The sequence below is a fragment of the Apilactobacillus sp. EABW-1NA genome, from assembly GCF_030398685.1.
GTDB lineage: Bacteria > Bacillota > Bacilli > Lactobacillales > Lactobacillaceae > Apilactobacillus > Apilactobacillus waqarii.
In genome coordinates, this window is sequence record NZ_JAPDKO010000023.1 from 1 (window position 1) to 22,632 (window position 22,632).

Genomic DNA, 22,632 nt, shown 5'->3' on the forward strand with positions numbered 1-22,632 from the left:
AATATATATCCTATTACAACAATTATCGTATAAAACAAAAACTGGGAGGAATGTCACCGGTTGAATACCGAATCAATTCCTCCCAGAAAATTGCATAACCATCCTCCAATTTTAGGGGTTCAGGTCAAACGTTTTTTTATTACTTCACGATGTCGATAGCTTTATTAACTTTCTTGGCGTGAATTTGTGATAGTGATAGTTTGTTGTGTTTTTGACTGATAACGGATTTATTAGTGTAGTTATCTTGGGTAACTACCAATAAGTCTTCGTTGTTACCGTTATCGACTAATTGAAAGGCGTCTGGACTAGTTACAATGATTGTTTGGTGTGGGCGAATTGGTTCGTTTTCCCAACTTTGTTCATAGCGATTCAATTTAGCTTGTTCGTTAGCATTTTTGTTGGTGTAAGCAGATGAGTAGGCAAGTGGTTGATCTAGTTTCTTGTCCTTACCATCGACCTTAGCTGAAGCTAATAGTTTAGTGTTGTTTACGATTTGGCCAGCGGTTAGCATCTTGTCTGAATTGTTAGTGGCTTTGAAACTGTATAGAGCCATGTCGAAACGTTTCTTACCATTGTTATCATAGCTAGTACCACGGTAGGTCTTGTAGAAAGTAATGCTACCTTTTTTAGTGACCAATTTGGTTTGGTTGTTTTCGTTTATTAGTTTGACGTACTTAGTGGGTTTAGTTGATTGATCCGCTTTTTGCTTAGTCTTGGAATTTGAACATGCGCTAAGTGTTACAACTGCTAATAAAGCAAATCCAATAATTGATAATTTTTTCATATTGCGCCTCCACGTAATTTATACAACTTTATTTTAGCACTTTTCACCACAAATAAAACGGCTACCCCCAGTGGATAGCCGTTAAGTTTTTATTAAATTTTCGCTTCCTTATGACTAGAAGTCTTGTAAATAGTTAATCCGATGATGGCACCAACGATAGCTGGAATTACCCAGTCCATACCAATTGAGGCAAACGGTAAAATCTTTTGTTCCGCATTGATTAAAGCACGGATGAAAGAGATGTTTGAAATAACTGGTGGAAAGGCTGCCAACATATCGAAGAATGCTGGGATTAGAGTAAAGATAATGGTGAATAGGTAAACGTTTCTATCCTTCTTAAATAGTGGTGAGCATAGTGCTAGGATGATCAATACAATCGCAAATGGGTATAGGAACATCAATACTGGAGTGGACCAAGTAATGATAAGTGATAGTCCTTCGTTTGCTATGATAAATGATACAAAACAGTTAAAGGCTAACCATTGATGGTATGAGAAACGAGGGAAGTGTTCGTGGAAGTCTTGAGCAAATGCAGCAACTAAACCTACGGCTGTGGTAACACAGGTTAGAGTCATTAGTGTTGCTAATAAAGCGTGGCCAGTGATTCCCAAGTAGTGGCCCATGAATTGGTTAAAAGTAGTTCCACCATCATCGGTACTAATCTTAAATAGGTTCAATGAAGTAGCACCAATCCAGATTAGGATGATGTAGATGATTCCAACTAATGCTTCTGAAATTAGTCCAGCTCTGGCGGTTACCTTGGCATTTGATTTAGGGGATGTCTTTCCTAGTTGGTTAACAGCAGAAACAACGGTAACCCCAAATGCTAATCCGGCCAATGCATCCATGGTGTTGTAACCTTGCAAGAAACCATTGAAGAATGATTGGTGTTGGTAAGCTTGAGTAACTGGTTGTGCTGAAGCAGCACCCATTGGATGTAAGAATGCCAATAGGAATGCTAGAAATAATAGTGCCAAGAATAATGGGTTTAAAATCTTACCTAGGTTATCGATTATACTGGAAGTTCGATATGATAGGTAGAATGTAGCAATGAAGAATAGTGCGGTAAAGATAAACATTGCTAGTTTGATGTAGTGATTGGGGATGAATGGTTGAATCCCAACGGTAAAGTTAACGCTGGCAGTTCTAGGTGTGGCAAATAATGGTCCCAATGTTGAATGGACTAATACCAAGAAAATAATTGCAAAGGCTGGTCCCAGTGGCTTGGCGATGTCGTATACTCCCTTGGCACGAGAGATACTGATTGATAGAACTGAAAGTAGTGGTAATAATACCCCAGATGCTAGAAAACCTAGCATGGCAGGTACCCAGTTGGCACCTGATAATTGTCCCAAGTGAATTGGGAAGATTAGGTTACCCGCACCGAAGAATAGTGCGAATAACATTGAACCGATGATTAGATATTGTTTAATCGACAATGGTTGTGTATTAATGTCTTTGATTTCGTCTTGCATAATAAGTGCTCCTTTAATAATTGTGTTTTTGATTTGTTACTTGTGCTAACTACTCACAACGTTTTTCATAACCATCATCTCCTTTTTTTAAAGCAATAAAAAAGCACCCTTAGTTCCTATTGAACCAAGGGTGCTTTGTGCACGGTACCACCTTTAATTGCTAGACAAATAGTCTAGCCTCTTCACGTACTAACATACGCTAACACTGTAATGGGTGTACCCAATATACGTTACTCTCCAACGGATTTCGGTATATAGCTCCAAAGATACTTTCGCAATTTAGTAGTTATCCCGTTTCCAGAAAGTAGGGACTCTCTTGAACTAGCCGAATTGTTACTCTGCTTTTTCATCGCTTTTTTAAACTGATTTATTGAATATAAAAAATATATCAGCAAAATTTATGAAAGTCAAATTTTATTTTAGAGAATCTAATTCATCGGTAGAAATGAATTTCTTGTCTACTAATTCAGGATGACTTTGTTTAAAGACATATTCCTTAATTGGTTGCTTGGTAGGAACTGATGTGTAAATCTTGAAATCAGTGAACTTGTCGGCGTTACTTGTGACCATCACGTTGTAACTTTCGTCGCCGTTGACCTTAAGTGTAGCAGGCCAGTATGTGTTAATTTCGTATAATGATCTGATGTACACGGCGTTAGTTGTACGATATCTTTCCATTACCAATGGACCTGGACCAGATACTGGGTCGGTAGGATGATCACCTCTAAAGATGTAGTCGCCAACCTCAATTTTTGCTTGGTTACCATAGTACCAGTTACCATAGAAATCATGGGTGATTGGTTTGTAGACTGGATTAGCGGGAATTGGAATAGTGTATTGCTTTGGTTTCTCTTTTTGCTTAGCAGTTTCTTTTTTGCTGCTTGAGCTAGATGACATAGAAGATGAACTACTGCTAGTTGATACAGTAGAACTTGTTGCCTTTGGGCTGCTTGATTCAGCAGTTTTATGGGTTTGATCGTTATGTTTAACTGATGCAAACGCCACTGTTCCTAGGATTAAAACAGCAACAATTGATATAACAGAAATGATTACTTTTTTACTTTTCAAAATAGCACTTCCTTTCTTACTTAAGTATGTTATCACTCTTGGCCAATAAAAAAAGAGTTGAACATTTCGCTCAACTCTGATTATTTGTTTAAACGTTAGTCTGTAACGGTTTGTAAATATTTTTTATTTTTGTACCAGTGACACATTAGGCCAAGTAGTAAACCAACGACCGCAAATGGAACCCAATCCATTCCGATTGATGCCAATGGTAGATAACTTTGTTGGAAGTTTCCAACCATCTTGGCGAACGCACTTTGTGATACGACAGGTGGGAATGAAGCTAACATGTCCATTAATGCAGGTACAGTGGTTAATAATACCACCCAGAAGTAGACGGCTGAATCACGTTTGAATAGTGGTGAAAATACTGATAGTAGGATCAATACCATTGCGAATGGGTATAAAAACATTAACATTGGAGTTGACCATTGGATGATGGTATCTAGTCCGAAGTTAGCAGTTAGAAATGATGCGACACACATTAGTCCTAACCATTGAACGTAGCTTAATTTTGGGAAATGTTTGTGGAAATCTTGAGCGAATGCGGCAACTAACCCCATTGCAGTAGTTAGACATGTAAGGGTTAGTAATGTCGCTAGTAGGGCATGGCCGGTTGCACCTAGGTAGTAAGTCATTAGTTGGTTAAAGGCGACACCACCATCTGCTGATGCCTTGAATTGACCTAGGGTAGTGGCACCCAACCAGATTAGGACAACGTAGATTAATCCAACCAGTGCTTCGGCTAGGAAACCGGCTTTGGCAGTGACCTTGGCGTTGCTAAATGGGTTAGTCTTACCAAGTTGGTTAACGGCGGTTACGACAGTAACGCCAAAGGCAAGTCCGGCTAGGGCATCCATGGTGTTATAACCTTCCAAGAAACCATTGAAGAATGATCCGTTTTGATAAGCGTCAGTGACCGGTTGGCTACCCGCAGAACTCATTGGGTGTAGGAATGCCAAGAAGAACACGACGAATAGTAATACTAAAAAGATGGGGTTTAATAGTTTACCAACACTAGCCATGATTGATGATTCCTTGTATGAAAGAAGGAATGCGGCTAGGAAGAATAAAAATGAGAATACTAGCAAACCATAGTGCATAAAGTTACTTGGTAGTAATGGTTGAACGCCGACTGCAAAAGGAACGGTAGCGGTACGAGGAGTACCAAAGAGTGGTCCGATGGTGGCGTGGATTAATACCATGAATGCTAGTGCGAATGTTGATCCCAGTGGAGTTCCGATGTCATAGACACCCTTTGAACGAGTCACACTGATGGCTAGCACTGATAGTAATGGTAATACCACTCCTGTGCACAAGAAACCAAGCATGGCAGTGAACCAATGAGCACCCGCTAGTTGGCCTAAGTGAAGTGGGAAAATTAAGTTACCAGCACCAAAGAATAGTGCGAATAACAGTGAGCTGACGACTAAATATTGTTTTACTGATAATGGCTTTTTGTTTAAGTCTTCCATAATAAATCTCCTTTAAAAATTGTATGTGTTTGAATTGAATCGCAATGTGTAAAATATCAATCGGACTATCCATGCCATCATCTCCTTTTTTTATGTATTGATTAACCGATTGCGGGGCACAAAAAAACGCCCTTAATCTAACTTTACAATTAGACTAAGGGCGTCATTCGACACGGTACCACCTTACATTCGTAGCTTAAAAAAGCTACCTTGACGTACTAACATACGCTGACGCTGTAAGGGGCGCTCCCCATGCACTTTACTTTTGTTCAGTACATCGCTCGAAAGGGATTTTCGTAACCTGATCAATGCTTCCTTTCACCAGACGAAGCTCGCTTTGGTTGATGGCAGTTATTACTCAACTTTCTCATCGCAATCGTTTATTTGTCATTATATTAAAACTGGATTAGAAAAAAGTCAAATTAAATTGGTAAAGAAGTTTAACCAATTTTATACTTTTCTTAATAAACCTCTTGAAACGACAGTGATATAATATTAATATACTATAAACCAAATAATAGCTGTCAATTTTTCAGTATGCATAGAGGAGATATATACAATGAAGATTGATAATTATGTTCCAAAGAATCAACGAAGAGAAGTTTCTGACAAACGAATTCGTAATCTAAAAATTATGAGTAAAGTGGCTATCTTTACTTCATCACTAATGTACATTGCTTACATTCCAGAAATTATGCAAAACTTTTCTGGTAACCCAGTTAGCCCAATTCAACCATTTGTTGCCACTGTTAACGCTACCTTGTGGACACTATATGGTTGGTTTAAGACCTACAAAGATTGGCCTTTAATTATTTCAAATGTTCCGGGAGTTATTTTTGGTTTAATAACACTTGTTACGGTGTTTATTCATTAAAAAGGCTTATGACAACAGATCGAAAAGCGGTCTGTTTTTTTGTTTGCAAAAAAGAACGTTTGTTCGTATAATATATTTTACTGAAAGGAGGAACCAAAAATGGATTATTCGAATGAACCCAAAGGGGTCTTTATGGTCATTGATAATAAGTCGTTTTATGCCAGTGTTGAGTGCGTTCAACTAGGTTTGAACCCACTAACTGCTAGCCTCGTAGTGATGTCTGATCAAGACAATACAAACGGTGGATTAATCTTAGCATCGTCTCCGACAGCTAAGAAACGATTCCACATTACGAACGTGACTAGGAAACGTGATTTGCCCTGGGATGATTCATTAATTGTGGTTCCTCCAAGGATGAATTTGTACATTCAAAAGAATTTAGCAATCAATAAAATTTTTCATGAGTTCGCAGATGAGGAACACTGTTTTCCTTACTCAATCGACGAGACCATCCTGGATTTGACCCACACATGGCAATTGTTCGGGGATAGTCCCGCACAGGTCGCCAGAAAAATCCAAAAGACGGTTAGACAACGCCTTGGTCTATATACGACTGTGGGAATTGGTGACAATCCGGTGCAGGCTAAGCTAGCGTTGGATTTGTTCGCTAAACACAATAAGGACCTGGTCGGCCAATTAAGCTATGACACTTTTACCAATAATGTTTGGCCAATTGAACCCATCGATAAGATTTGGAGTATCGGTAAGCATACCGCTGAAAACCTAGCCAAACTAGGTATTCATAACTTAGGTGAATTGGCGAGAACCGACCCATATCAATTAAAGGCACACTTAGGTGTGATGGGATACCAATTGTTTGCGATTGCATGGGGAATTGACCGTGCTCAATTAGATCAAAAGGTGCCAATTAAGGATAAGGGACTATCAAATTCGCAGGTGCTACCAAGGGACTACAAGGACCAACACGAACTAGAAGTCGTTATTACTGAAATCGCCGAACAGGTGGCATCTCGTTTGCGTCACAGAAAGAAACAAACTAGCTGTGTTCATCTTTACCTTGGCTTTTCATACGCGGAAAGTGAAGGAAGCAATCGGACCAGTATTTCACACGAACAAAAAATCACCACGACCTCTGACAACCGTGAATTGGTTGGAGCAGTCATGGATTTATTCCATAAGTATTGGCATGGTGAAAGAATCAGAAATGTCGGGATTTCATACACCAGATTAAGCAGCAGTAATGCGCAACAATTAGACATTTTTGCCGACCCAGAAGTGCAAATCAAAAAATCAAAAGTCGATAAAGTAGCAGATGAAATCAGGGACAAGTTTGGCGCCACGGCTATCTTCAAAGGTCACAGTCTGGAAAAAGGTGGTACAATGTTAAAACGTTCCGGATTAGTAGGTGGTCACAATGGAGGAAATGCATATGACTAATCAACAAACAGCAAATTTAATACTAGATAGAGCAAAACCATTATTTAAGCGTGAATATAACGTTCAATACAGAATTAAGGTCGTTTTTGATCACTACGACCATCAATTTAATTTCTACATGATTAGATACAAACCAGGTCACATCACTCGAGTAACGCCACTTCATCACGTGGGGAGTACATGGATTGCTGACTTGGAAGAAATCTTAAACTTAATCGAAAAAGACCTAAAGTTAACCATTGTTTTCGCTGGATTTGAAGGTATTAAATGGGACAGCCGTAATTCCTACATTCAACGTCCCAAAAGAAAGGTTGGATAAAGTTGTTAAATCACCACATTGACGACAAGACAGTTCAAAACTTCTTTGACTATTACTATCACGACAGAGGGATGCTAAAGTGGCAGGGATTCATGCTTTCGGATCACGTTAGTGCCCTTAGAAAAGAGCACAAGGAAGCCTTCGATGATAGCTTTATGTATATGGATTTTCAAAGTGTTCACGAGGAACTAGAACACAAGGGTGAAAGCCACGCCAAAACTGAGGTTACCTATGTTAATGATGATGGAAATAAGAGCGTAATAAATGGGATTGTAATGAACTTGCAGCCCAACCAGGTCACGATTATGACCGAAGATGACGAAATGGTATTATCCATTCAACAGATTTTGATTGTGCAATAATTCTGTAGCAAAAAAAGACACACCTTCTAAGCTCTGATATAATTAGTAGTAATAAATAAAGAGGTGTGATCGTCTGATGAATAAGAAGGCCAAACTTACATTGGGTCTATTTTTAATATCAATTGCTTATATGTTATTTTTCATGCACCCAACAATTTGGCGTGACGAAAGTTTCACGATGGCATTGGTAGGACATAACTACGGGGATATAATCAGACTTGATTCGATGGATGTGCATCCACCGTTTTACTATATAGCATTAAGATTCTTCTTGAGTATCACCGCTTTTTGGACGAATTCGTTATTCACTAAGGTCATTATTGCGCGATTATTTTCATACATATTAGCTATCTTAACGTTTTTAACACTGTCCAAGACGGTGAAGAACTTGGGCGTACCAGGGGCTAACGCCATCCAATGGGCGGGCTTCTTTTTAGCGCCAAGTATTATGAGATATTCTACCCAGATTAGAATGTACGCATTAGCTGCACTGTTTTTAGCGTTGGTATTGAACCAATTGCAGCACTACGATAATTCGCAGAAGATTGGCCACATTTTCCTAGCGGTCATCTTTGCCTCGTTTGCATCGTATACCCATTACTTTGCGGCCGTTGCAGCGGGATGGATGCTGTTCTTATACTTCGTTAAATTCCAATTTAATAGATACGACGGAAACGCCATCTTACGAGGAATTGTCGTATTTTTAGTGATGTTTGTTCCGTGGGGAGTTGTCGCCTTTGCACAAGCTCAAAAGGTGTCATCTTCCTATTGGATTCCTCCGGTCAACGTCGACAACATTATCAATAATTTTGTAAACTTATTTGCGGATGTCTTTACCGACAACGGTGGTCAATACTATGCGATTGCCTTTATGGTATTACTGATTTATCCAACGATTTGGGCATATTTAAACATGTCCAAGAAGTTCAAATCTACGCTAACGATTGTACTGCTGGTCTTCGTATTAACCACTTTGACTGGGATTGCAATTTCTGTAGCGGTAAGACCAATTTACATTGCTAGATATGCTTATCCAGCGTACGCAGTGGTCATCTTCTTCATGATGACGATTGTTTCTCAAATGATGAAAAAACCACTGAGTCGTTTGTCCAATTACTTTATGACATCAATATTGGCGGTGGGACTAACCATCATTATTGGAATGAATGTTGGGTTCCTAGGCAGTAATCAGTTCAATAATTACATCATGCCAAGCTATAATTTAGCGGATTCAGTTGAACAATATAAGGAAAATCCAAATAATGTGATTCACCTAAATCCAAACCAAAGTCCAAATTCAATTGTTGAAAAAACGGTCTACATTAAATCCATTAATAAACGGGTTTATATAAAAAATTTCAATGTTGCTAGAATCCTTGGAAAAGATAATCAAAAGCTATTCTATGGGTTGTTTGATAACGTTGATCAAAGTTCAAGTAAATAGATAAAGGGGTTGTTATGAAAAATAACAACCCTTTTTTATTGGAAAATTTTTTTGTACAATTGAATACCCTGACTGTTGAGAGAGATAAATAAATTGAAAGGATACTTATTGATGAAAGAAAGAATAGATTCAGAAATTAACGACACTTCGAGCAACCGTTTGAAACGGTTCTGGTTGGAGTTGAAAAAGTGGTTAATTGTGATTGGCCCGGGGTTGATTGTTATGCTTGCCGATACCGATGCAGGGTGCTTAATTACGGCGGCACAGTCCGGAGCTAGTTATGGTTATTCCATGATTTTACCTCAGTTGTTGTTAATTCCAATTCTATTTATGGTACAAGAAATGACGGTTCGATTAGGAATCGTCACAAAGAAGGGTCACGGTGAATTAATCCGCGAATACTTTGGTAAATTTTGGGCATATGTCTCAGCAATTACCTTAATGATTTCAACGATTGGAGCACTTTTGACCGAGTTTATCGGAATTGCCGGAGTCGGTGAATTGTTTGGAATTTCCAAATGGATTACAGTCCCTCTAAGTGCTTTTGTCCTAATCCTAATTGCCTTCTTAGGTAGTTACCGTCGAGTTGAAAAGATTGGGATTATCTTTGGTTTGTTTGAATTAACATTTGTCATCGGGATTTTCATGGTGCATCCAAACATGGATTCAATCATGAACGGAATTCAATCGATTCCAATCCACGACGATGGCTATGTATATCTGGTAGCCGCAAACGTTGGTGCAGTAATTATGCCATGGATGATTTTTTACCAACAAAGTGCAGTAGTTGATAAGGGGCTAAAGCGTCACATGATTAAAAAGGAACAGACAGATACAATGGTGGGAACCTTTATTACTCAAGGAATTATGATTGGTTTCATCGTATTATTTGCTGCGACCGTGTTTCATAGTCAACTTCATGCCACCGAAGAAACCGTTGGTGACTTGGTAACCTCAATCGGTAGATATATCGGGATGGCACCCGCTAAAGCAATTATGGGATCAAGTATCCTAGGTGGGGCATTGGTTGCTGCCATTGTGGTTGTTCTAGCCGGAACATGGGGCATGACTGAAGTATTGGATTGGAAACACAGTTTAAACGAACGCATTAATCGTTCCAATCTGGGCTTTTATTCAATGTATTCATTGGTATTAATTGTCAGCGCCTTGTTGGTATTGTTCAATGAGGACTTAGTTTCAATCGCAATTACCGTCGAAGTAATTAACGCCTTAATGGTACCAATTGTACTAGGATTTCTATTAATTCTTGAGACCAAAGCGTTGCCAGATCGATACAAAATGAAGGGAATTTACAAAAAAATCGTAATTATTCTTTCATTAATTGTCATGGCTTTTGGTATCTACATGATTTTTCCAGTCTTGAATTTGTAATTATAGGCATATAGAATTAGGAGTTAAGTGGATTATGCAAAAATTATTGATGTATAATTGTTCACGGAAATTATGAATATTAATTATGAAAGAAAAGAGTGAGTGTTTTGAATAACGACGAAAACATGAGTCGAAGAAACAACAAAAGCACATCCAAGAAACACATGAAGACTTGGAAAAAAGTTGTTTTATGGATTATTGCGTTATTGATTGTGTTATTGGGAGTAGGTGCATTTGCTGCTTACCATAACGTGAAAAAGACCGCTGATGCAGTATATCAACCCTCTGGAGCGAAAACGGTTAGGGATGCCGATTCACTTTTGAAGTCTGAAAAACCAGTATCATTACTATTTATGGGTACCGATACCGATTTCGATGGTAGAAGTGACAAGGGTCGTACAGATAGTATGATGATTGTGACCTTAAATCCAAAGACCAATACAACTACAATGGTAAGTATCCCACGTGATATGAAGGTTAATTTACCTGATTTCCCACAATACTCACCATCAAAGATCAATGCTGCATACACTTACGGTGGTTCCAAAGAAGCAATTAATGCCATCGAAAGTCACTTCAGTATTCCAGTCGACTACTACGTTACTTTGAGTCTAGGTGGACTTAAGAAGGCTATCGATCAAGTGGGCGGAGTCGATGTTGTTTCTCCATTAACATTTAGTTATGAAGGCCAACACTATACTAAGGGTAAGCTAGAACACATGGATGGAAACAAAGCAATGTGGTTCTCCAACATGAGATACCAAGATCCACAAGGTGATTACGGTCGTCAATACAGACAAAGATTAGTATTAGAAGCCTTAATGAAGAAGGCCATCTCATACAAAACTGTGATTAATTCCGACTTTTTAAACTCAATTTCTCATAACTTGAAAACTAATTTGACCATGAGCGACATGCTTCAATTAGCATTGCATTACAGGGGCACTAATAAAAACATTAAGAGTGATTACGCACATGGAACCGGTGAAATGCTGGACGGTGTATCATTCCAAGATGTTTCCGGTACCGAACAAAACCGAATTTCTAGCCTAATCAACGAAAGCTTGAAAGATTAAATAAAAAATAAAAAAGATACGACATTTTTGTCGTATCTTTTTTATACATCTGTTCAAAAAAAGGAAAATTTAAATTGAGTTATAAAACGTTTAAATCTTAATTAGACTACAGTTATATTTGTCTAGTTCCCTTTTTTAGCGTTTTTAAGATGATATAATGAACAATTGTTTATAGTTTAATTAATGCAGCTATTTAAAATAACTAATAGAAGGGTGCTTTACAGTGGAGAAACAAGAAACTAATTCTTTAGAAGAATTAAACAAAATCTTTCGTATTTTGTCTAAACATATCAAATTGATAATTTCTACGGTTGTAGTTACAGTATTGGTTTTTGCAATCGGAGTATTCTTTGTCGTAAAACCAAAATACCAAGCGACATCAGAAATTATCGTTAGTCAAAGATTGGACCGTGATACTCAAGCAGCAGAACAACAACAAATTCAATCTACCGACTTGCAACTAGTTAATACATATAAAAGTATTTTAAGCAGTCAAACAGTTGGTAATTCAGTGAAGCATAAGGTTGGTAACAAGATTTATAAGGACAGTGAATTAAATGTTTCAACTGACACAAATTCACAAGTTATTAACATCAATGTTACTTCTCACGATGCAAAGCAAGCGGCTAGAATCGCTAACATTACTGCTTCTACCTTTAAATCCAAAATCAAGAACATTATGAACGTAAATAACGTTTCAATTATTTCAAAGGCTAGAGAAATCAAGAAGCCAATCTTCCCTAAGAAGGGGATTAGCCTACTAGCCGGTGCACTGGTTGGTATTATCTTAGGAATGTTCTTAGCACTAGTAGGTGAATTCAACGATAAGACAATATCTACTACTGACTTTATCGAAAAGGACTTAGGCCTAATTAACCTAGGAACAATCAGTGATATTGATATGCAAACCATCAGTAAAAAAATTAAGAAATAAAGGAAGAGTGTAATGGGATTATTTAATAAGAGTCCAAAGAAAAAATTAAATGATGACAGTTCCAAATTTGGGGTTAATTTGGTAGCTGAATTGTACCCAACATCATCAGTATCTGAACAATTCAGAACCGTAATGACTAATATTTCATTCGCCAACATCAATGGTGATTTAAAGAGCATTATGGTGACATCAAGTGATCCTTCAGAAGGTAAGTCAACATTCAGTGCCAATTTAGCTGTTACTTATGCTAAGCAAGGTAGAAACGTTGTTTTAGTGGATGCTGATATGAGAAGACCTACCGTTCACAAGAGCTTTAACATCAGCAATCAAAAGGGGTTATCAACCATCTTATCTGGTAACTCAACAATTGAAGACACTATCAAATACACTTCAATCGATAACCTAAACGTAATTACCAGTGGTCCAATTCCACCAAATGCATCCGCTTTACTAGGAAACCGCAAGATTGTTGATATTATCAATAAATTCAACAAGCCAAACGACTTAGTAATTGTTGATGTCCCACCAGTTAACACAATGACTGATGCATCAATAGTATCTACAACAGTTGACGGTACCATTTTCGTATTGCCACAAGACGTGGCAGAAAAGAAGCGTGCCAAGATGGCCGTAGAACAATTAAAGAAGGTTAACGCCAACATCCTAGGTGCTGTGATGAACATGTCTAAGGACAACATGACCAACGATTACTATTACTATTATTCAAAGTAGGAGTTATTAAATGATTGATTTACATTGTCACATGTTGCCATCTGTAGATGATGGGGCAAAGACTATTAGTATGGCTCTGGATATGGCACGAGAAGCCGAGGCGGAGGGAATCAATAAAATTCTACTAACTCCCCATCACATGGATGGCGAATATATAAATCACAGAAAAGACATCGAAATCGCGGTTGAAAACTTACAAAGGACCTTTAACGATAATAATATCGGTATTGAGTTACGCCCGGGACAAGAAGTTCACATTAACGGGAATCTTTTAAAAGATATTGATGAAGATGATGTGTTGTATGCTGACGGCGCTAACAAGAAGTATATGATGCTTGAATTTCCACACAGTGGGGTGCCCGAATATTCAGAAAACATGATTTTTGAATTGAAGGTAAAGGGAATTGTACCAATCATCGTTCATCCAGAACGTAATCACGGCATTCAACAAGATCCAGACATCCTATTTGATTTAGTCAGTCAGGGATGTTTAACCCAAATCACCGCTACCAGTTATGTCGGTGGTTTTGGTTCAACCATTCAACGTTTTACAGACAAAATTGTTGATGCAGGTCTTGGTTTCATGTTTTCATCCGATGCCCATAACATGGAGGGTCGTCGCTTTAGAATGAAGGAAGCCTTTGACCGCTTGGCAGAAAAGAAGGGCAAAGACGTTGCCTTGCAATATGAACAAAACGCCGAAAAGGTATGGAACGGCGAAATAATGGAAATTGGAAATATAGATAGAGTTAAGAAAGAAAGCGCAGCTTCTATATTCTTTAAGAAGCTTTTGGGGAAATAGAGAAGGTAGGTTAAATAGAAATGGAAAAGCATTCAAATATTTATAGTAATTTTTACCTTACTGTTAAAAGATTATTTGATATTGCTGCTAGTTTATTTGCGTTACTAATTACGTTGCCACTGACTTTGGTGGTATCACTTTGTATTTATTTAGATGATAGAGGTCCCATTTTTTATACCCAAGAAAGAATTGGTAAGGATGGCAAACCATTTAGAATCTACAAATTCAGATCAATGTGTCAGAATGCTGACGCTAAGAAAAAAGAATTAACCGATAAAAATGAAGTTAATGGAGCGATGTTCAAGATGAGCAATGACCCTCGAGTAACTAGGGTAGGGTGCTTTATTAGACGACATAGTATCGATGAATTACCACAGTTAATCAATGTATTATTAGGTAACATGACAGTCGTTGGTCCCAGACCACCTTTGCCAGAAGAAGTCAATCAATACAGTAAACACGATAAGGAACGCCTAAAGGTCAAACCGGGATGTACCGGTCTATGGCAAGTCAGCGGAAGAAATTCCTTAGACTTCGACGAAATGGTAGAACTAGATATTAATTATATTGAACATGCGAGTCTTTTGTTAGACATGAAGATTTGTTTTAAGACGATTTGGATTATGATTTATCCAAATGAAGCGTATTAGTAACAGGGAGATTTTATGCCAAGAGAGAAAGAAAAAATGAAAATTATGTATGTTGTAGAGTCGCTCGGAGGAGGAGTGCTCTCATACCTACTACTTTTATGCAATGAACTAGCTAAAAAGAATGATATTACCTTGCTTTACGGGGTTAGAAAACAAACTCCTAATAACTTGAGAGAGCTATTTGATAACAGAGTTAACTTAATCGAAGTAAATAATTTCCAACGTACTGTTAGTCCAAGCGCCGATTACAGAGCGTATTGTGAAGTTAAACAACAGATAATGGACGTCAAGCCTGATATCGTGCACTTGAATTCATCAAAAGCAGGGGCCATTGGTAGAATGATCAAACTATTTAATTCCCGTAGTTTGAAGAACACCCAATTCTTCTATACACCACATGGTTACTCATTTTTGATGGGAAATGAATCGCCTGTAAAAAGAAATATATACTATGGTATTGAAGCAATACTAAGCAAACTTAATACTACAACAATTGCGTGCGGTATTGGAGAATACAAGTATGCCAAAAAGATTGATAAGGATTCTAAATATGTAAATAATTGTGTTGATTTGGATTACATTGATTCATTTGTAAATAGCGATTCTAACACATTGACAAATGTTTTCTACACTGTCGGTAGAATTAATGAACAAAAGAATCCAAAATTGTTTAATCAAATTGCTTTAAGACACCCCGAATGGCAGTTTATTTGGATTGGTGATGGACCAATGAGAGATGAACTATCAGCATCAAACATCAAGGTGACGGGATGGCTTTCCAATCAAGAAGTGATGCGAAACATTCAAGAATATGACAACTTTATTTTGACATCTAAGTGGGAAGGCCTTCCAATCGTGTTATTGGAAGCGATGGCCTTACGAAAGAAATGTTTCGTCACTGATGTTAGCGGTAATTCAGAAGTGATTAATGACACTAATGGATTTAAATTTAAAACAGTTGATGAGTTTGATAAACAATACGCAAGCATCAAAAAGGATGAAAACTTGTGTAAGGGTGTAATGGCACGTAAAGACGTTGAATGTCTATATTCAAAGGATTCATTCGTGCAAGGATACAGCAGAATTTATGAGGGATAGTTTTAAGGAGAGCGAAATGATTTCAGTAATTATGTCCACCTATAATCGTGGTAAGAAGATTAGTCGATCAGTTGAATCAATATTGCAACAAACAGTCAGAGATATCGAATTTATCATTTGTGATGATTGTTCAACCGATGACACTTACGACACATTACAAAAGATCGCTAAGTCTGATAACCGTGTGAAGTTAATCAAAAACGAACACAACATGGGACTACAAAAGTCCCTAAACAGATGCCTTAGCCAATGTAATGGTGATTATATCGCTAGAATGGACGATGATGATTTTTCATTGCCAGATCGATTTGAAACTCAATTGAAGTTTTTACAAGACAATCCGGAATATAGTTTTGTTGGTTCAAATGCCGATGAAGTATTTGATGACCACAGCCTAGTCACTGATTTACCAAGTCATCCAGACGAACTCGACTTGATTAAGAGAAATCCCTACGTACATCCATCCATTATGATGCGAGCATCAGTAATCAAAACTGTTGGTGGTTATTCTGAAGCTATCAATCACCTAAGAGTGGAAGATTACGAACTATGGATGCGTCTATACAAGAATGGTTATAAGGGTGCCAACATTAAGAGACCGTTAGTGGAATATAGTAAGTCATTTACTAACACTAAATTTTTAGATCGCAAGAATACCATTAGATTAGTGCATCAATATATTTTTGCTTTTAACCTACCAGTTTTCTACGAATACATTAATGTACTAACAGCCGCCAAGTTATTGGTACCAGCTAAATTGAAGAGATTAATAAGACTTATATAGTAAGAGGGATTTGATTAAGAAATGAGACAAGCAATTCTCGTTATGAACAATGGTGGATTTGATACATTACAACAAACAATCAATCTACTGGATGATAAAGATATCGATTTTTATATTTACGCTAAAAACGACGGTAGTTTAACCGCCAAGAACTCAAAGTTAAACTTTGTAGGATGCAATAAGAATGTACATGCCCAAACTTTTGCTGAACTAGTAGAAGAAAAACTTCTAATTAATCGAGCATTGAAGGGTGATTATGAATACTTCCATTTGATTTCATCCAATGATTTTCCATTGATGACCAAACAATACTTCAAGGATTACTTCGCAAGTAAACCGATTAAATTAGGATTTGTAGAATTCTCCGATTCTCAAGATCAACATTCATTGGCTTTCTACTACCCATTTAATAACTTTAACTACCAAAGAGTATGGACTGCTTTTCCATTCGTTAAAGTATGCATGTTATTAAACCACTTGTTAGGCGTTGAAAGAATTGCTAATGATGATGTCGTAAAGGGATGTCCTTACTTCTCACTACCAAGAGAATATGTAACCGAACTAGACGAACAAAAGGTTGATAACTATCGTCATACCATTAATCCAAAGAACTTCTTTGCGCAAACTGCATTGAAGAACCTAAAGACTAACAATCCTGAATACACAATTAACTCAAATCGTTTTAACTTGATGAAGGCTTATTCAGATTCAGCTAGGTATGCTAACTATGTAAAGACTAAAAAGATTAATTGGTTTGATGAAAAGGCATATCAATTCTCGGATTCAAATAAAGATGAATTGGGTAAAATCGTTAATGCAGACTATGCCTTTGCACACAATGTAACCGACGCCGACGATTTATCGTCATTATTGAAAGATTAAGATTGGGAGGAAACTATGAAACACGCAGTTATGATTATGGGATACGGAGATGGAAAGATTGTTCAAAATACCATCGATGTATTAGATGATCCAGAAATTGATTTTTTTATCCATTGGGATAAGAAATTTGATATTCCAGAATTTAAGAGTGTTCACTCTCAAATCTACTTCACTAAAAATCGCCGCAAGGTTTATTGGGGTACTGATACCCAAACCATGGTTGAACGCATGATGTTAGAAGAAGTCTACAATACTCATCGTTATGATTATGTCCACTTAATTTCATCAAATGACATGCCATTAATGACACCTGATTACTTCAAGTCATACTTTGAAAAGAAACCATATGCAATTGGCTTTCTAGACTACATTGATAGACAAATTTATAACCGTGCTAAGTACTATTACCCAATTAGATACATGAAACTAAAGACCGGTGTTAGATTCTACATGATTATTAAGAACTTGGAGTATCTAAACACAATCCTGGGTGTTGATAGATTGAAGCACAAAACATTGGAAAAGGGATGTAACTGGTTCTCAATGGACATTAAATATGTCAAAAGAGTGCTTGATTTCAAGGATTTCAAGATGTTTAAGAACACATTTACCGGTGATGAATTCTTTATTCAAACCATCTTGCGTGATTTGAAACCAAAAGGTCTTAATGAAAAGTATGATTACTATTCAGATGATTACAGAATGACCAGATCAAGTGCGATGGCAAGTCGTTATATCGATTGGCTTAATGGTCATGGTAAACCATATGTCTTCACTACCGCTGACGTTGATCGTCTAAAGACAGTTGTTAATACCGATTATGCGTTTGGTAGAAAGATTGATGATGAAGCGGTCATTACAGATACCTTTAAGGATTACTTAGATAATAAAGGAGAATAAACGTGGATAGGATAGACATAATAAAACAACGATTATATCTTTTTTCGTATATAGTTTTAATGGCTGCATCAATGCTATATATGTATAGTGAATTTAATAGTGTTGATCAACTTCCAGAACCTGGATATGTAAAAATGATTTGGTGGGCTGGAATTTCCGTCTTTCTTGTTCTTCAAGCCACTCTTTTATTGTTAAACATAAATGATCGAATCAAAATGAGTTGCTTAATCATATTAGTTGGCTTGTTTGCTTTAGATGTTATTGGTTTTAAATCAATTAATCTTCAGATTATTTGCTTGTCATTTTTAATCATGAATAGCGAATCGGTTAGCTTTAAGAAATTTATTAAGGTCGATTTTGTCACCAGACTTGTTTGTATTGCTTTGGTTTTAATGATGTTTTTCTGTGGTATTTTTCCCAGTCAATACGATGTATATGTTCCAAGAGGGGACACCATCAGAAGTTCTTTAGGATTTAACCATCCTAATTCATTTGGCGGGTATTGCTTATACATTCTGATTTCATTTTTACTTTTCTTCTATAGTACGGGACGTCTACAAAACTTAAAGAAAATCAGCAATTTTTTCTGGTTCTTACTTATGTTTGTCACAGGATTCTTTATTGAATTCGTATATGCAGATTCAAGAAGTTCACAAGTGACATTCATATTAATAGTGCTACTAATTATTCCGCTCGTATTCAACAAGAATATCAAATCATTTAAGCCATTATTAGGAATTTTCATCTTATTGATTATGACTTTAACCTCGGTCATGGTTGTGTTTTACTATAATCAATTCAGTACATTTTTCGTGAAGTTAAATGATTTAACCTCCAACCGTTTATTTTTACAAAATGAGGCTTTTAAGTTATTTGGTTTTAATCTATTCAACGTTAGTGATTTCGCACAGGGTAATCCAATTTGGGTAGACAACCAATACGTTTACAACTTGATCTCGACTGGTGTTATCGGTTCTTTAATTTATACATATATATACGCAAAATCATTTGTTAACGCACATAAGGCTGATTGCTATATTTTGTATATTGTTTTAATTGCGCTAATCTTCAAGGGTAGCTTTGAATCAACATTAATTGACTACTATGCACTGCTACCAATTATATGTTCATTCTTCATGGTAAATAAAATTAGCATGAAACAATAATCGGGTATTATTTTTTCTCTGGGTATATGTTATTATAGACAATTGCTTTAAACAGAGGAGGAATAATTTTGGACGATAATAAACATTGGCGTAAGAATCTTTGGATATTGCTATTTGGTACTTTTCTAACAGGTATTGCCTTTAGTGAAGTTATTCCGTTTCAACCGCTATATATTTCTGAATTAGGCGATTTTAGTAAGAGCCAACTCTCACTACTTAGTGGAATTGTATATGCTTCTTCTTTTATTGTCGTAATTTTTACATCGGCCATGTGGGGAAGATTTGCGGATCGTCATGGACGAAAGAGAATGGTGTTACAAACATCATTCGGTTCAGCTGTTACGCTATTCTTAATGGCTTTTTGTACCAATGTCTGGGAACTTCTAATCCTAAAGTGTCTACAAGGATTCTTTGACGGGGTTATCCCTAACTCAATCGCATTGGTTGCAACTAGTACACCCAGAAACAAGACTGGATATGCATTAAGTTGGCTATCAACTGGATACACAAGTGGATTTTTAGTTGGACCTATTTTTGGTGGTTTATTAGTACGATTATTGAGTATTCGTGTTTCATTTATGGTAACGGGATTACTACTATTTTTGTTCTTTTTACTAACTTACTTCTTCGTAGAAGAACACTTCAAGCCAGATCCAGCTAAGCTAAAAGAAAAGAAGGAATCGTTTGTTAAAATTATCAAACGTTTCCCAAACACACACTTTGTTGTGTGGATTTTAATTATTTCAGTTGCGCTTCAAATTATGAACAACTCAATCAATCCATTGATTACCTTATACGTTAAAGAGTTAATGAATAACTCTGGAAACGTATCTGTTGTATCAGGGATTGTTGCGGCTATGCCAGGTATTGGGATGGTACTTGTTTCTCCTTGGTTCGGAAGACTAGGGGACAGATATGGTACCAACAAAATCCTAACTCTTGGGTTCATCTTGGCAATTCTATTTATTTTCCCTCAAGGCTTTGCACCAACCGTTCTATTCTTTGGTGTATTTAGATTCTTAACTGGGGTTTCAAATGCGGCAATTTTTCCATCTGTTCAAACATTGCTGGCAAAGGGTACACCATCAGAATCTACAGGGATGGCATTTAGTCTAAACCAAGGTGCACAAGCTGTTGGTATTTGTATTGGTTCATTAATGGGAAGTATTATTTCATCTATCTGGGATTATAATGTGGTCTTCTACGTTAGTGCCTTAGTAGTATTGGTTACATTTATCCTAGTTAAGATTAAAGTGCCGGAATTGAGAGATTCAAACGCTGAATAAGTATTTTTCATTGAGAATGTAGGTGTAAAAGGGTAAATGAATAAGGGACTTGTTAAAAATATAATTAATCTAATGATCAGTAACTTAATATCACTGATGATTAGTGTCTTATCATCATTTATTACGCCTGTTATCTTGGGTCATGATGGATATGGTTACTATAAAATATTCTCACTATATACGACGTATGTACCATTGCTTCACATTGGATTTATCGATGGGATTTTAATTCGAAATGCTGGTAAAAAAATAGAAGATATTTCGTTTAAGAAGTTTAGAACCTATACGTTATTCTTGTTAATATTCGAGTTATTCTTAAGCATTGTAATGAGTATCTTTGCATGCTTAATTAATATCCCGCAAATTAATCGAGAAATTATTATTGCAATTTCTATATATTCATTCTTATTGAATGCACTAACATACTTTCAGTTCTTTTCTAAGTGTATTATGCGCTTTAGTGAATTGGCATCTATCGCAAGACTTCAATCATTTATCAATCTATTCTTTTTATTATTAGCTTTGTACCTATATAAATTTACAGCTTTCAATGTAAACGTCACTTACTACATGTTTTACATGAACTTCGCTGTGTTTATATTACTTTGCTACTACTTCGTCAGATATAAGAAAATTATATTAGGTGAACGTAAGACTTTGGCGAGCCAATTTAAAAATATCCGGGTATTTTTCAGAGTTGGTTTCGCAATTATGATCTCGTATCAAATTACGATGGTGATGGTTAACGCTGATAATCAATTTATCTCAATGTTTTTCAAGGTTAGTGAATATGGTAAGTATGCATTTGCTTACTCACTAGCGGCCTTGCTATTAACTGTGTTTAACGCCGTTTCTTCGGTAATGTTACCGTACATGAAAAAGGTGGGAAAATCAGCGGTTGTATCTAATCATGATTCAAACATGTCAGTCATGAACGCAATTGTCTTTTTCGTCATTGCTTCGTACTATCCAATCGCTTGGATAGTTAACAATTTTATTGCTAGTTATAGTGAATCTGTTCAATATTTAAGTGTCGTCTTTCCGGGAGTCGGGATTACTTGTATTGTGCAGTCTTATATATTCAATGACTACATCATGGCGAAGAAAATTAAGGACTTCTGCTATATCTCATTAACCAACTTAGTATTTGACTTTGCCGTTTACTACGTTGGATTTAGATTAAGTCATAGTACGCTTAAAATCGCGCTATTATCAATTCCACTGTTAATGATATGGTATCTAACCCTTGAATGGTTTATGAACGCTGAATCTGGAGTGAAGTTCATTAAGAACTTCTATTACTTGATGATTATGGCATTTGCATTTATTGTCATTAGCCACATCAGTAATATCTTGATCAGTCTGATTGCATATGTCATTACGTATGTCGCTGTTACATTAGCGTTTTATTTTAAAACATTTAAAACTATTATCTTAAATTTATAAAGTAGCATTAAAAACTAATCCTAAAATAATCGAGGTTTTTTAGGGAATTAATCATCAGATGTTATATTAATTTATGAATAGGTAAGAGAAGATAGATTACTTTATTCCAGGGACTTTGTCCCACGTTTATTAATCCATAATTAAAAAAGAGGCCTCCGCAGGGAACTGCAACTATTATTTTGAACAAATAAATAAAAGCAGCTTTCTAACTATTTAATTGGGCAACTGATTTTCTGTATTCTACAGGTGATTGGTTGCCTAATTTTGTTAGTATTCGTTTATTATTCC

23 protein-coding genes and 2 other annotated features are annotated in these 22,632 nt (G+C 36.6%); of the genes, 19 read left to right on the forward strand and 4 right to left on the reverse strand.

All coding sequences use genetic code 11. The features are described 5' to 3' along the window. Positions 1-5 precede the first annotated feature (5 nt). Positions 6-98, forward strand: a complete 93-nt coding sequence (locus OEZ61_RS08230) for an IS3 family transposase (RefSeq protein ID WP_080719905.1) — start codon at positions 6-8, stop codon at positions 96-98. Between the two features lie 41 nt (positions 99-139). Here the strand turns inward: OEZ61_RS08230 and OEZ61_RS06425 are convergent, their stop codons facing one another. The 4 genes from OEZ61_RS06425 to brnQ (OEZ61_RS06440) all read right to left on the reverse strand — a co-directional run bounded on the left by OEZ61_RS06425 (position 140) and on the right by brnQ (OEZ61_RS06440) (position 4,799). Then, on the reverse strand, positions 140-784 hold the full coding sequence (locus tag OEZ61_RS06425) for a hypothetical protein (protein WP_034532244.1): 645 nt from the start codon (positions 782-784) through the stop codon (positions 140-142). 92 nt (positions 785-876) lie between these two features. After that, entirely contained in the window at positions 877-2,259 is a 1,383-nt protein-coding gene (gene brnQ / locus OEZ61_RS06430; RefSeq protein WP_290047176.1) for a branched-chain amino acid transport system II carrier protein, read from the reverse strand. A 123-nt stretch (positions 2,260-2,382) separates the two neighbouring features. Beyond that, positions 2,383-2,618, reverse strand: a binding site (T-box leader). A gap of 55 nt (positions 2,619-2,673) precedes the next feature. Further along, positions 2,674-3,327, reverse strand: coding sequence for a hypothetical protein (locus OEZ61_RS06435; RefSeq protein WP_034534554.1), 654 nt, complete (start codon positions 3,325-3,327; stop codon positions 2,674-2,676). A gap of 95 nt (positions 3,328-3,422) precedes the next feature. Beyond that, positions 3,423-4,799, reverse strand: coding sequence for a branched-chain amino acid transport system II carrier protein (gene brnQ / locus OEZ61_RS06440; RefSeq protein ID WP_034534552.1), 1,377 nt, complete (start codon positions 4,797-4,799; stop codon positions 3,423-3,425). 153 nt (positions 4,800-4,952) lie between these two features. Continuing rightward, positions 4,953-5,179 (reverse strand) — a binding site (T-box leader). 179 nt (positions 5,180-5,358) lie between these two features. On the opposite strand from brnQ (OEZ61_RS06440), the gene OEZ61_RS06445 reads away from it, so the two are divergent. The 18 genes from OEZ61_RS06445 (at position 5,359) to OEZ61_RS06530 (ending at position 22,344) form a co-directional block, all read left to right on the forward strand. After that, positions 5,359-5,673, forward strand: coding sequence for a SemiSWEET family transporter (locus tag OEZ61_RS06445; RefSeq protein ID WP_034532239.1), 315 nt, complete (start codon positions 5,359-5,361; stop codon positions 5,671-5,673). A 99-nt stretch (positions 5,674-5,772) separates the two neighbouring features. Continuing rightward, positions 5,773-7,071 carry a Y-family DNA polymerase gene (locus tag OEZ61_RS06450; RefSeq protein ID WP_034532237.1) on the forward strand — a complete coding sequence of 433 codons (1,299 nt, stop codon included), beginning with the start codon at positions 5,773-5,775 and terminating at the stop codon, positions 7,069-7,071. Then, positions 7,064-7,390: a hypothetical protein gene (locus OEZ61_RS06455; RefSeq protein WP_034534550.1), complete on the forward strand. Its 327-nt coding sequence runs from the start codon at positions 7,064-7,066 to the stop codon at positions 7,388-7,390. Before OEZ61_RS06450 ends, OEZ61_RS06455 begins: the two co-directional genes overlap by 8 nt. 2 nt (positions 7,391-7,392) lie before the next feature. Beyond that, the gene (locus OEZ61_RS06460) at positions 7,393-7,752 is read left to right on the forward strand and encodes a hypothetical protein (protein WP_263520936.1); all 360 of its coding nucleotides are present in this window, start codon (positions 7,393-7,395) and stop codon (positions 7,750-7,752) included. A 76-nt stretch (positions 7,753-7,828) separates the two neighbouring features. Next, complete coding sequence (locus OEZ61_RS06465) at positions 7,829-9,196, forward strand: hypothetical protein (protein WP_034534548.1); 1,368 nt, start codon at positions 7,829-7,831, stop codon at positions 9,194-9,196. A 111-nt stretch (positions 9,197-9,307) separates the two neighbouring features. Next, on the forward strand, positions 9,308-10,588 hold the full coding sequence (locus OEZ61_RS06470; RefSeq protein WP_290047177.1) for a divalent metal cation transporter: 1,281 nt from the start codon (positions 9,308-9,310) through the stop codon (positions 10,586-10,588). 107 nt (positions 10,589-10,695) lie between these two features. Further along, positions 10,696-11,664, forward strand: coding sequence for an LCP family protein (locus OEZ61_RS06475; protein WP_237756545.1), 969 nt, complete (start codon positions 10,696-10,698; stop codon positions 11,662-11,664). Positions 11,665-11,887: 223 nt separating this feature from the next. Beyond that, positions 11,888-12,598, forward strand: coding sequence for a Wzz/FepE/Etk N-terminal domain-containing protein (locus tag OEZ61_RS06480; RefSeq protein WP_181401439.1), 711 nt, complete (start codon positions 11,888-11,890; stop codon positions 12,596-12,598). Between the two features lie 12 nt (positions 12,599-12,610). Next, the gene (locus OEZ61_RS06485; protein WP_140967691.1) at positions 12,611-13,330 is read left to right on the forward strand and encodes a CpsD/CapB family tyrosine-protein kinase; all 720 of its coding nucleotides are present in this window, start codon (positions 12,611-12,613) and stop codon (positions 13,328-13,330) included. A 10-nt stretch (positions 13,331-13,340) separates the two neighbouring features. Further along, positions 13,341-14,132, forward strand: coding sequence for a CpsB/CapC family capsule biosynthesis tyrosine phosphatase (locus OEZ61_RS06490; RefSeq protein ID WP_140967690.1), 792 nt, complete (start codon positions 13,341-13,343; stop codon positions 14,130-14,132). A gap of 20 nt (positions 14,133-14,152) precedes the next feature. After that, positions 14,153-14,782, forward strand: a complete 630-nt coding sequence (locus tag OEZ61_RS06495) for a sugar transferase (protein ID WP_034532228.1) — start codon at positions 14,153-14,155, stop codon at positions 14,780-14,782. A 36-nt stretch (positions 14,783-14,818) separates the two neighbouring features. Then, on the forward strand, positions 14,819-15,880 hold the full coding sequence (locus tag OEZ61_RS06500; protein WP_290047178.1) for a glycosyltransferase: 1,062 nt from the start codon (positions 14,819-14,821) through the stop codon (positions 15,878-15,880). 16 nt (positions 15,881-15,896) lie between these two features. After that, entirely contained in the window at positions 15,897-16,664 is a 768-nt protein-coding gene (locus OEZ61_RS06505; protein WP_290047179.1) for a glycosyltransferase, read from the forward strand. Between the two features lie 21 nt (positions 16,665-16,685). Further along, positions 16,686-17,546 (forward strand): hypothetical protein, encoded by an 861-nt coding sequence (locus tag OEZ61_RS06510; protein WP_290047180.1) that lies wholly within the window; start codon positions 16,686-16,688, stop codon positions 17,544-17,546. A gap of 15 nt (positions 17,547-17,561) precedes the next feature. Then, positions 17,562-18,446, forward strand: coding sequence for a beta-1,6-N-acetylglucosaminyltransferase (locus OEZ61_RS06515; RefSeq protein ID WP_290047181.1), 885 nt, complete (start codon positions 17,562-17,564; stop codon positions 18,444-18,446). Between the two features lie 59 nt (positions 18,447-18,505). Continuing rightward, positions 18,506-19,612 (forward strand): hypothetical protein, encoded by a 1,107-nt coding sequence (locus OEZ61_RS06520; RefSeq protein ID WP_290047182.1) that lies wholly within the window; start codon positions 18,506-18,508, stop codon positions 19,610-19,612. A 68-nt stretch (positions 19,613-19,680) separates the two neighbouring features. Beyond that, positions 19,681-20,898 (forward strand): MFS transporter, encoded by a 1,218-nt coding sequence (locus OEZ61_RS06525; protein WP_263505029.1) that lies wholly within the window; start codon positions 19,681-19,683, stop codon positions 20,896-20,898. 36 nt (positions 20,899-20,934) lie between these two features. After that, entirely contained in the window at positions 20,935-22,344 is a 1,410-nt protein-coding gene (locus tag OEZ61_RS06530) for an oligosaccharide flippase family protein (RefSeq protein WP_140967684.1), read from the forward strand. Positions 22,345-22,632 lie beyond the last annotated feature (288 nt).

What these genes read in the sequence shown, in the direction of transcription:
- OEZ61_RS06425 (WP_034532244.1), bottom strand. Translation starts at nt 784, where the DNA reads ATGAAAAAATTATCAATTATTGGATTTGCTTTATTAGCAGTTGTAACA.
- brnQ (WP_290047176.1), bottom strand. Translation starts at nt 2,259, where the DNA reads ATGCAAGACGAAATCAAAGACATTAATACACAACCATTGTCGATTAAA.
- brnQ (WP_034534552.1), bottom strand. Translation starts at nt 4,799, where the DNA reads ATGGAAGACTTAAACAAAAAGCCATTATCAGTAAAACAATATTTAGTC.
- OEZ61_RS06445 (WP_034532239.1), top strand. Translation starts at nt 5,359, where the DNA reads ATGAAGATTGATAATTATGTTCCAAAGAATCAACGAAGAGAAGTTTCT.
- OEZ61_RS06450 (WP_034532237.1), top strand. Translation starts at nt 5,773, where the DNA reads ATGGATTATTCGAATGAACCCAAAGGGGTCTTTATGGTCATTGATAAT.
- OEZ61_RS06455 (WP_034534550.1), top strand. Translation starts at nt 7,064, where the DNA reads ATGACTAATCAACAAACAGCAAATTTAATACTAGATAGAGCAAAACCA.
- OEZ61_RS06465 (WP_034534548.1), top strand. Translation starts at nt 7,829, where the DNA reads ATGAATAAGAAGGCCAAACTTACATTGGGTCTATTTTTAATATCAATT.
- OEZ61_RS06470 (WP_290047177.1), top strand. Translation starts at nt 9,308, where the DNA reads ATGAAAGAAAGAATAGATTCAGAAATTAACGACACTTCGAGCAACCGT.
- OEZ61_RS06485 (WP_140967691.1), top strand. Translation starts at nt 12,611, where the DNA reads ATGGGATTATTTAATAAGAGTCCAAAGAAAAAATTAAATGATGACAGT.
- OEZ61_RS06490 (WP_140967690.1), top strand. Translation starts at nt 13,341, where the DNA reads ATGATTGATTTACATTGTCACATGTTGCCATCTGTAGATGATGGGGCA.
- OEZ61_RS06495 (WP_034532228.1), top strand. Translation starts at nt 14,153, where the DNA reads ATGGAAAAGCATTCAAATATTTATAGTAATTTTTACCTTACTGTTAAA.
- OEZ61_RS06500 (WP_290047178.1), top strand. Translation starts at nt 14,819, where the DNA reads ATGAAAATTATGTATGTTGTAGAGTCGCTCGGAGGAGGAGTGCTCTCA.
- OEZ61_RS06505 (WP_290047179.1), top strand. Translation starts at nt 15,897, where the DNA reads ATGATTTCAGTAATTATGTCCACCTATAATCGTGGTAAGAAGATTAGT.
- OEZ61_RS06510 (WP_290047180.1), top strand. Translation starts at nt 16,686, where the DNA reads ATGAGACAAGCAATTCTCGTTATGAACAATGGTGGATTTGATACATTA.
- OEZ61_RS06515 (WP_290047181.1), top strand. Translation starts at nt 17,562, where the DNA reads ATGAAACACGCAGTTATGATTATGGGATACGGAGATGGAAAGATTGTT.
- OEZ61_RS06520 (WP_290047182.1), top strand. Translation starts at nt 18,506, where the DNA reads ATGGCTGCATCAATGCTATATATGTATAGTGAATTTAATAGTGTTGAT.
- OEZ61_RS06530 (WP_140967684.1), top strand. Translation starts at nt 20,935, where the DNA reads ATGAATAAGGGACTTGTTAAAAATATAATTAATCTAATGATCAGTAAC.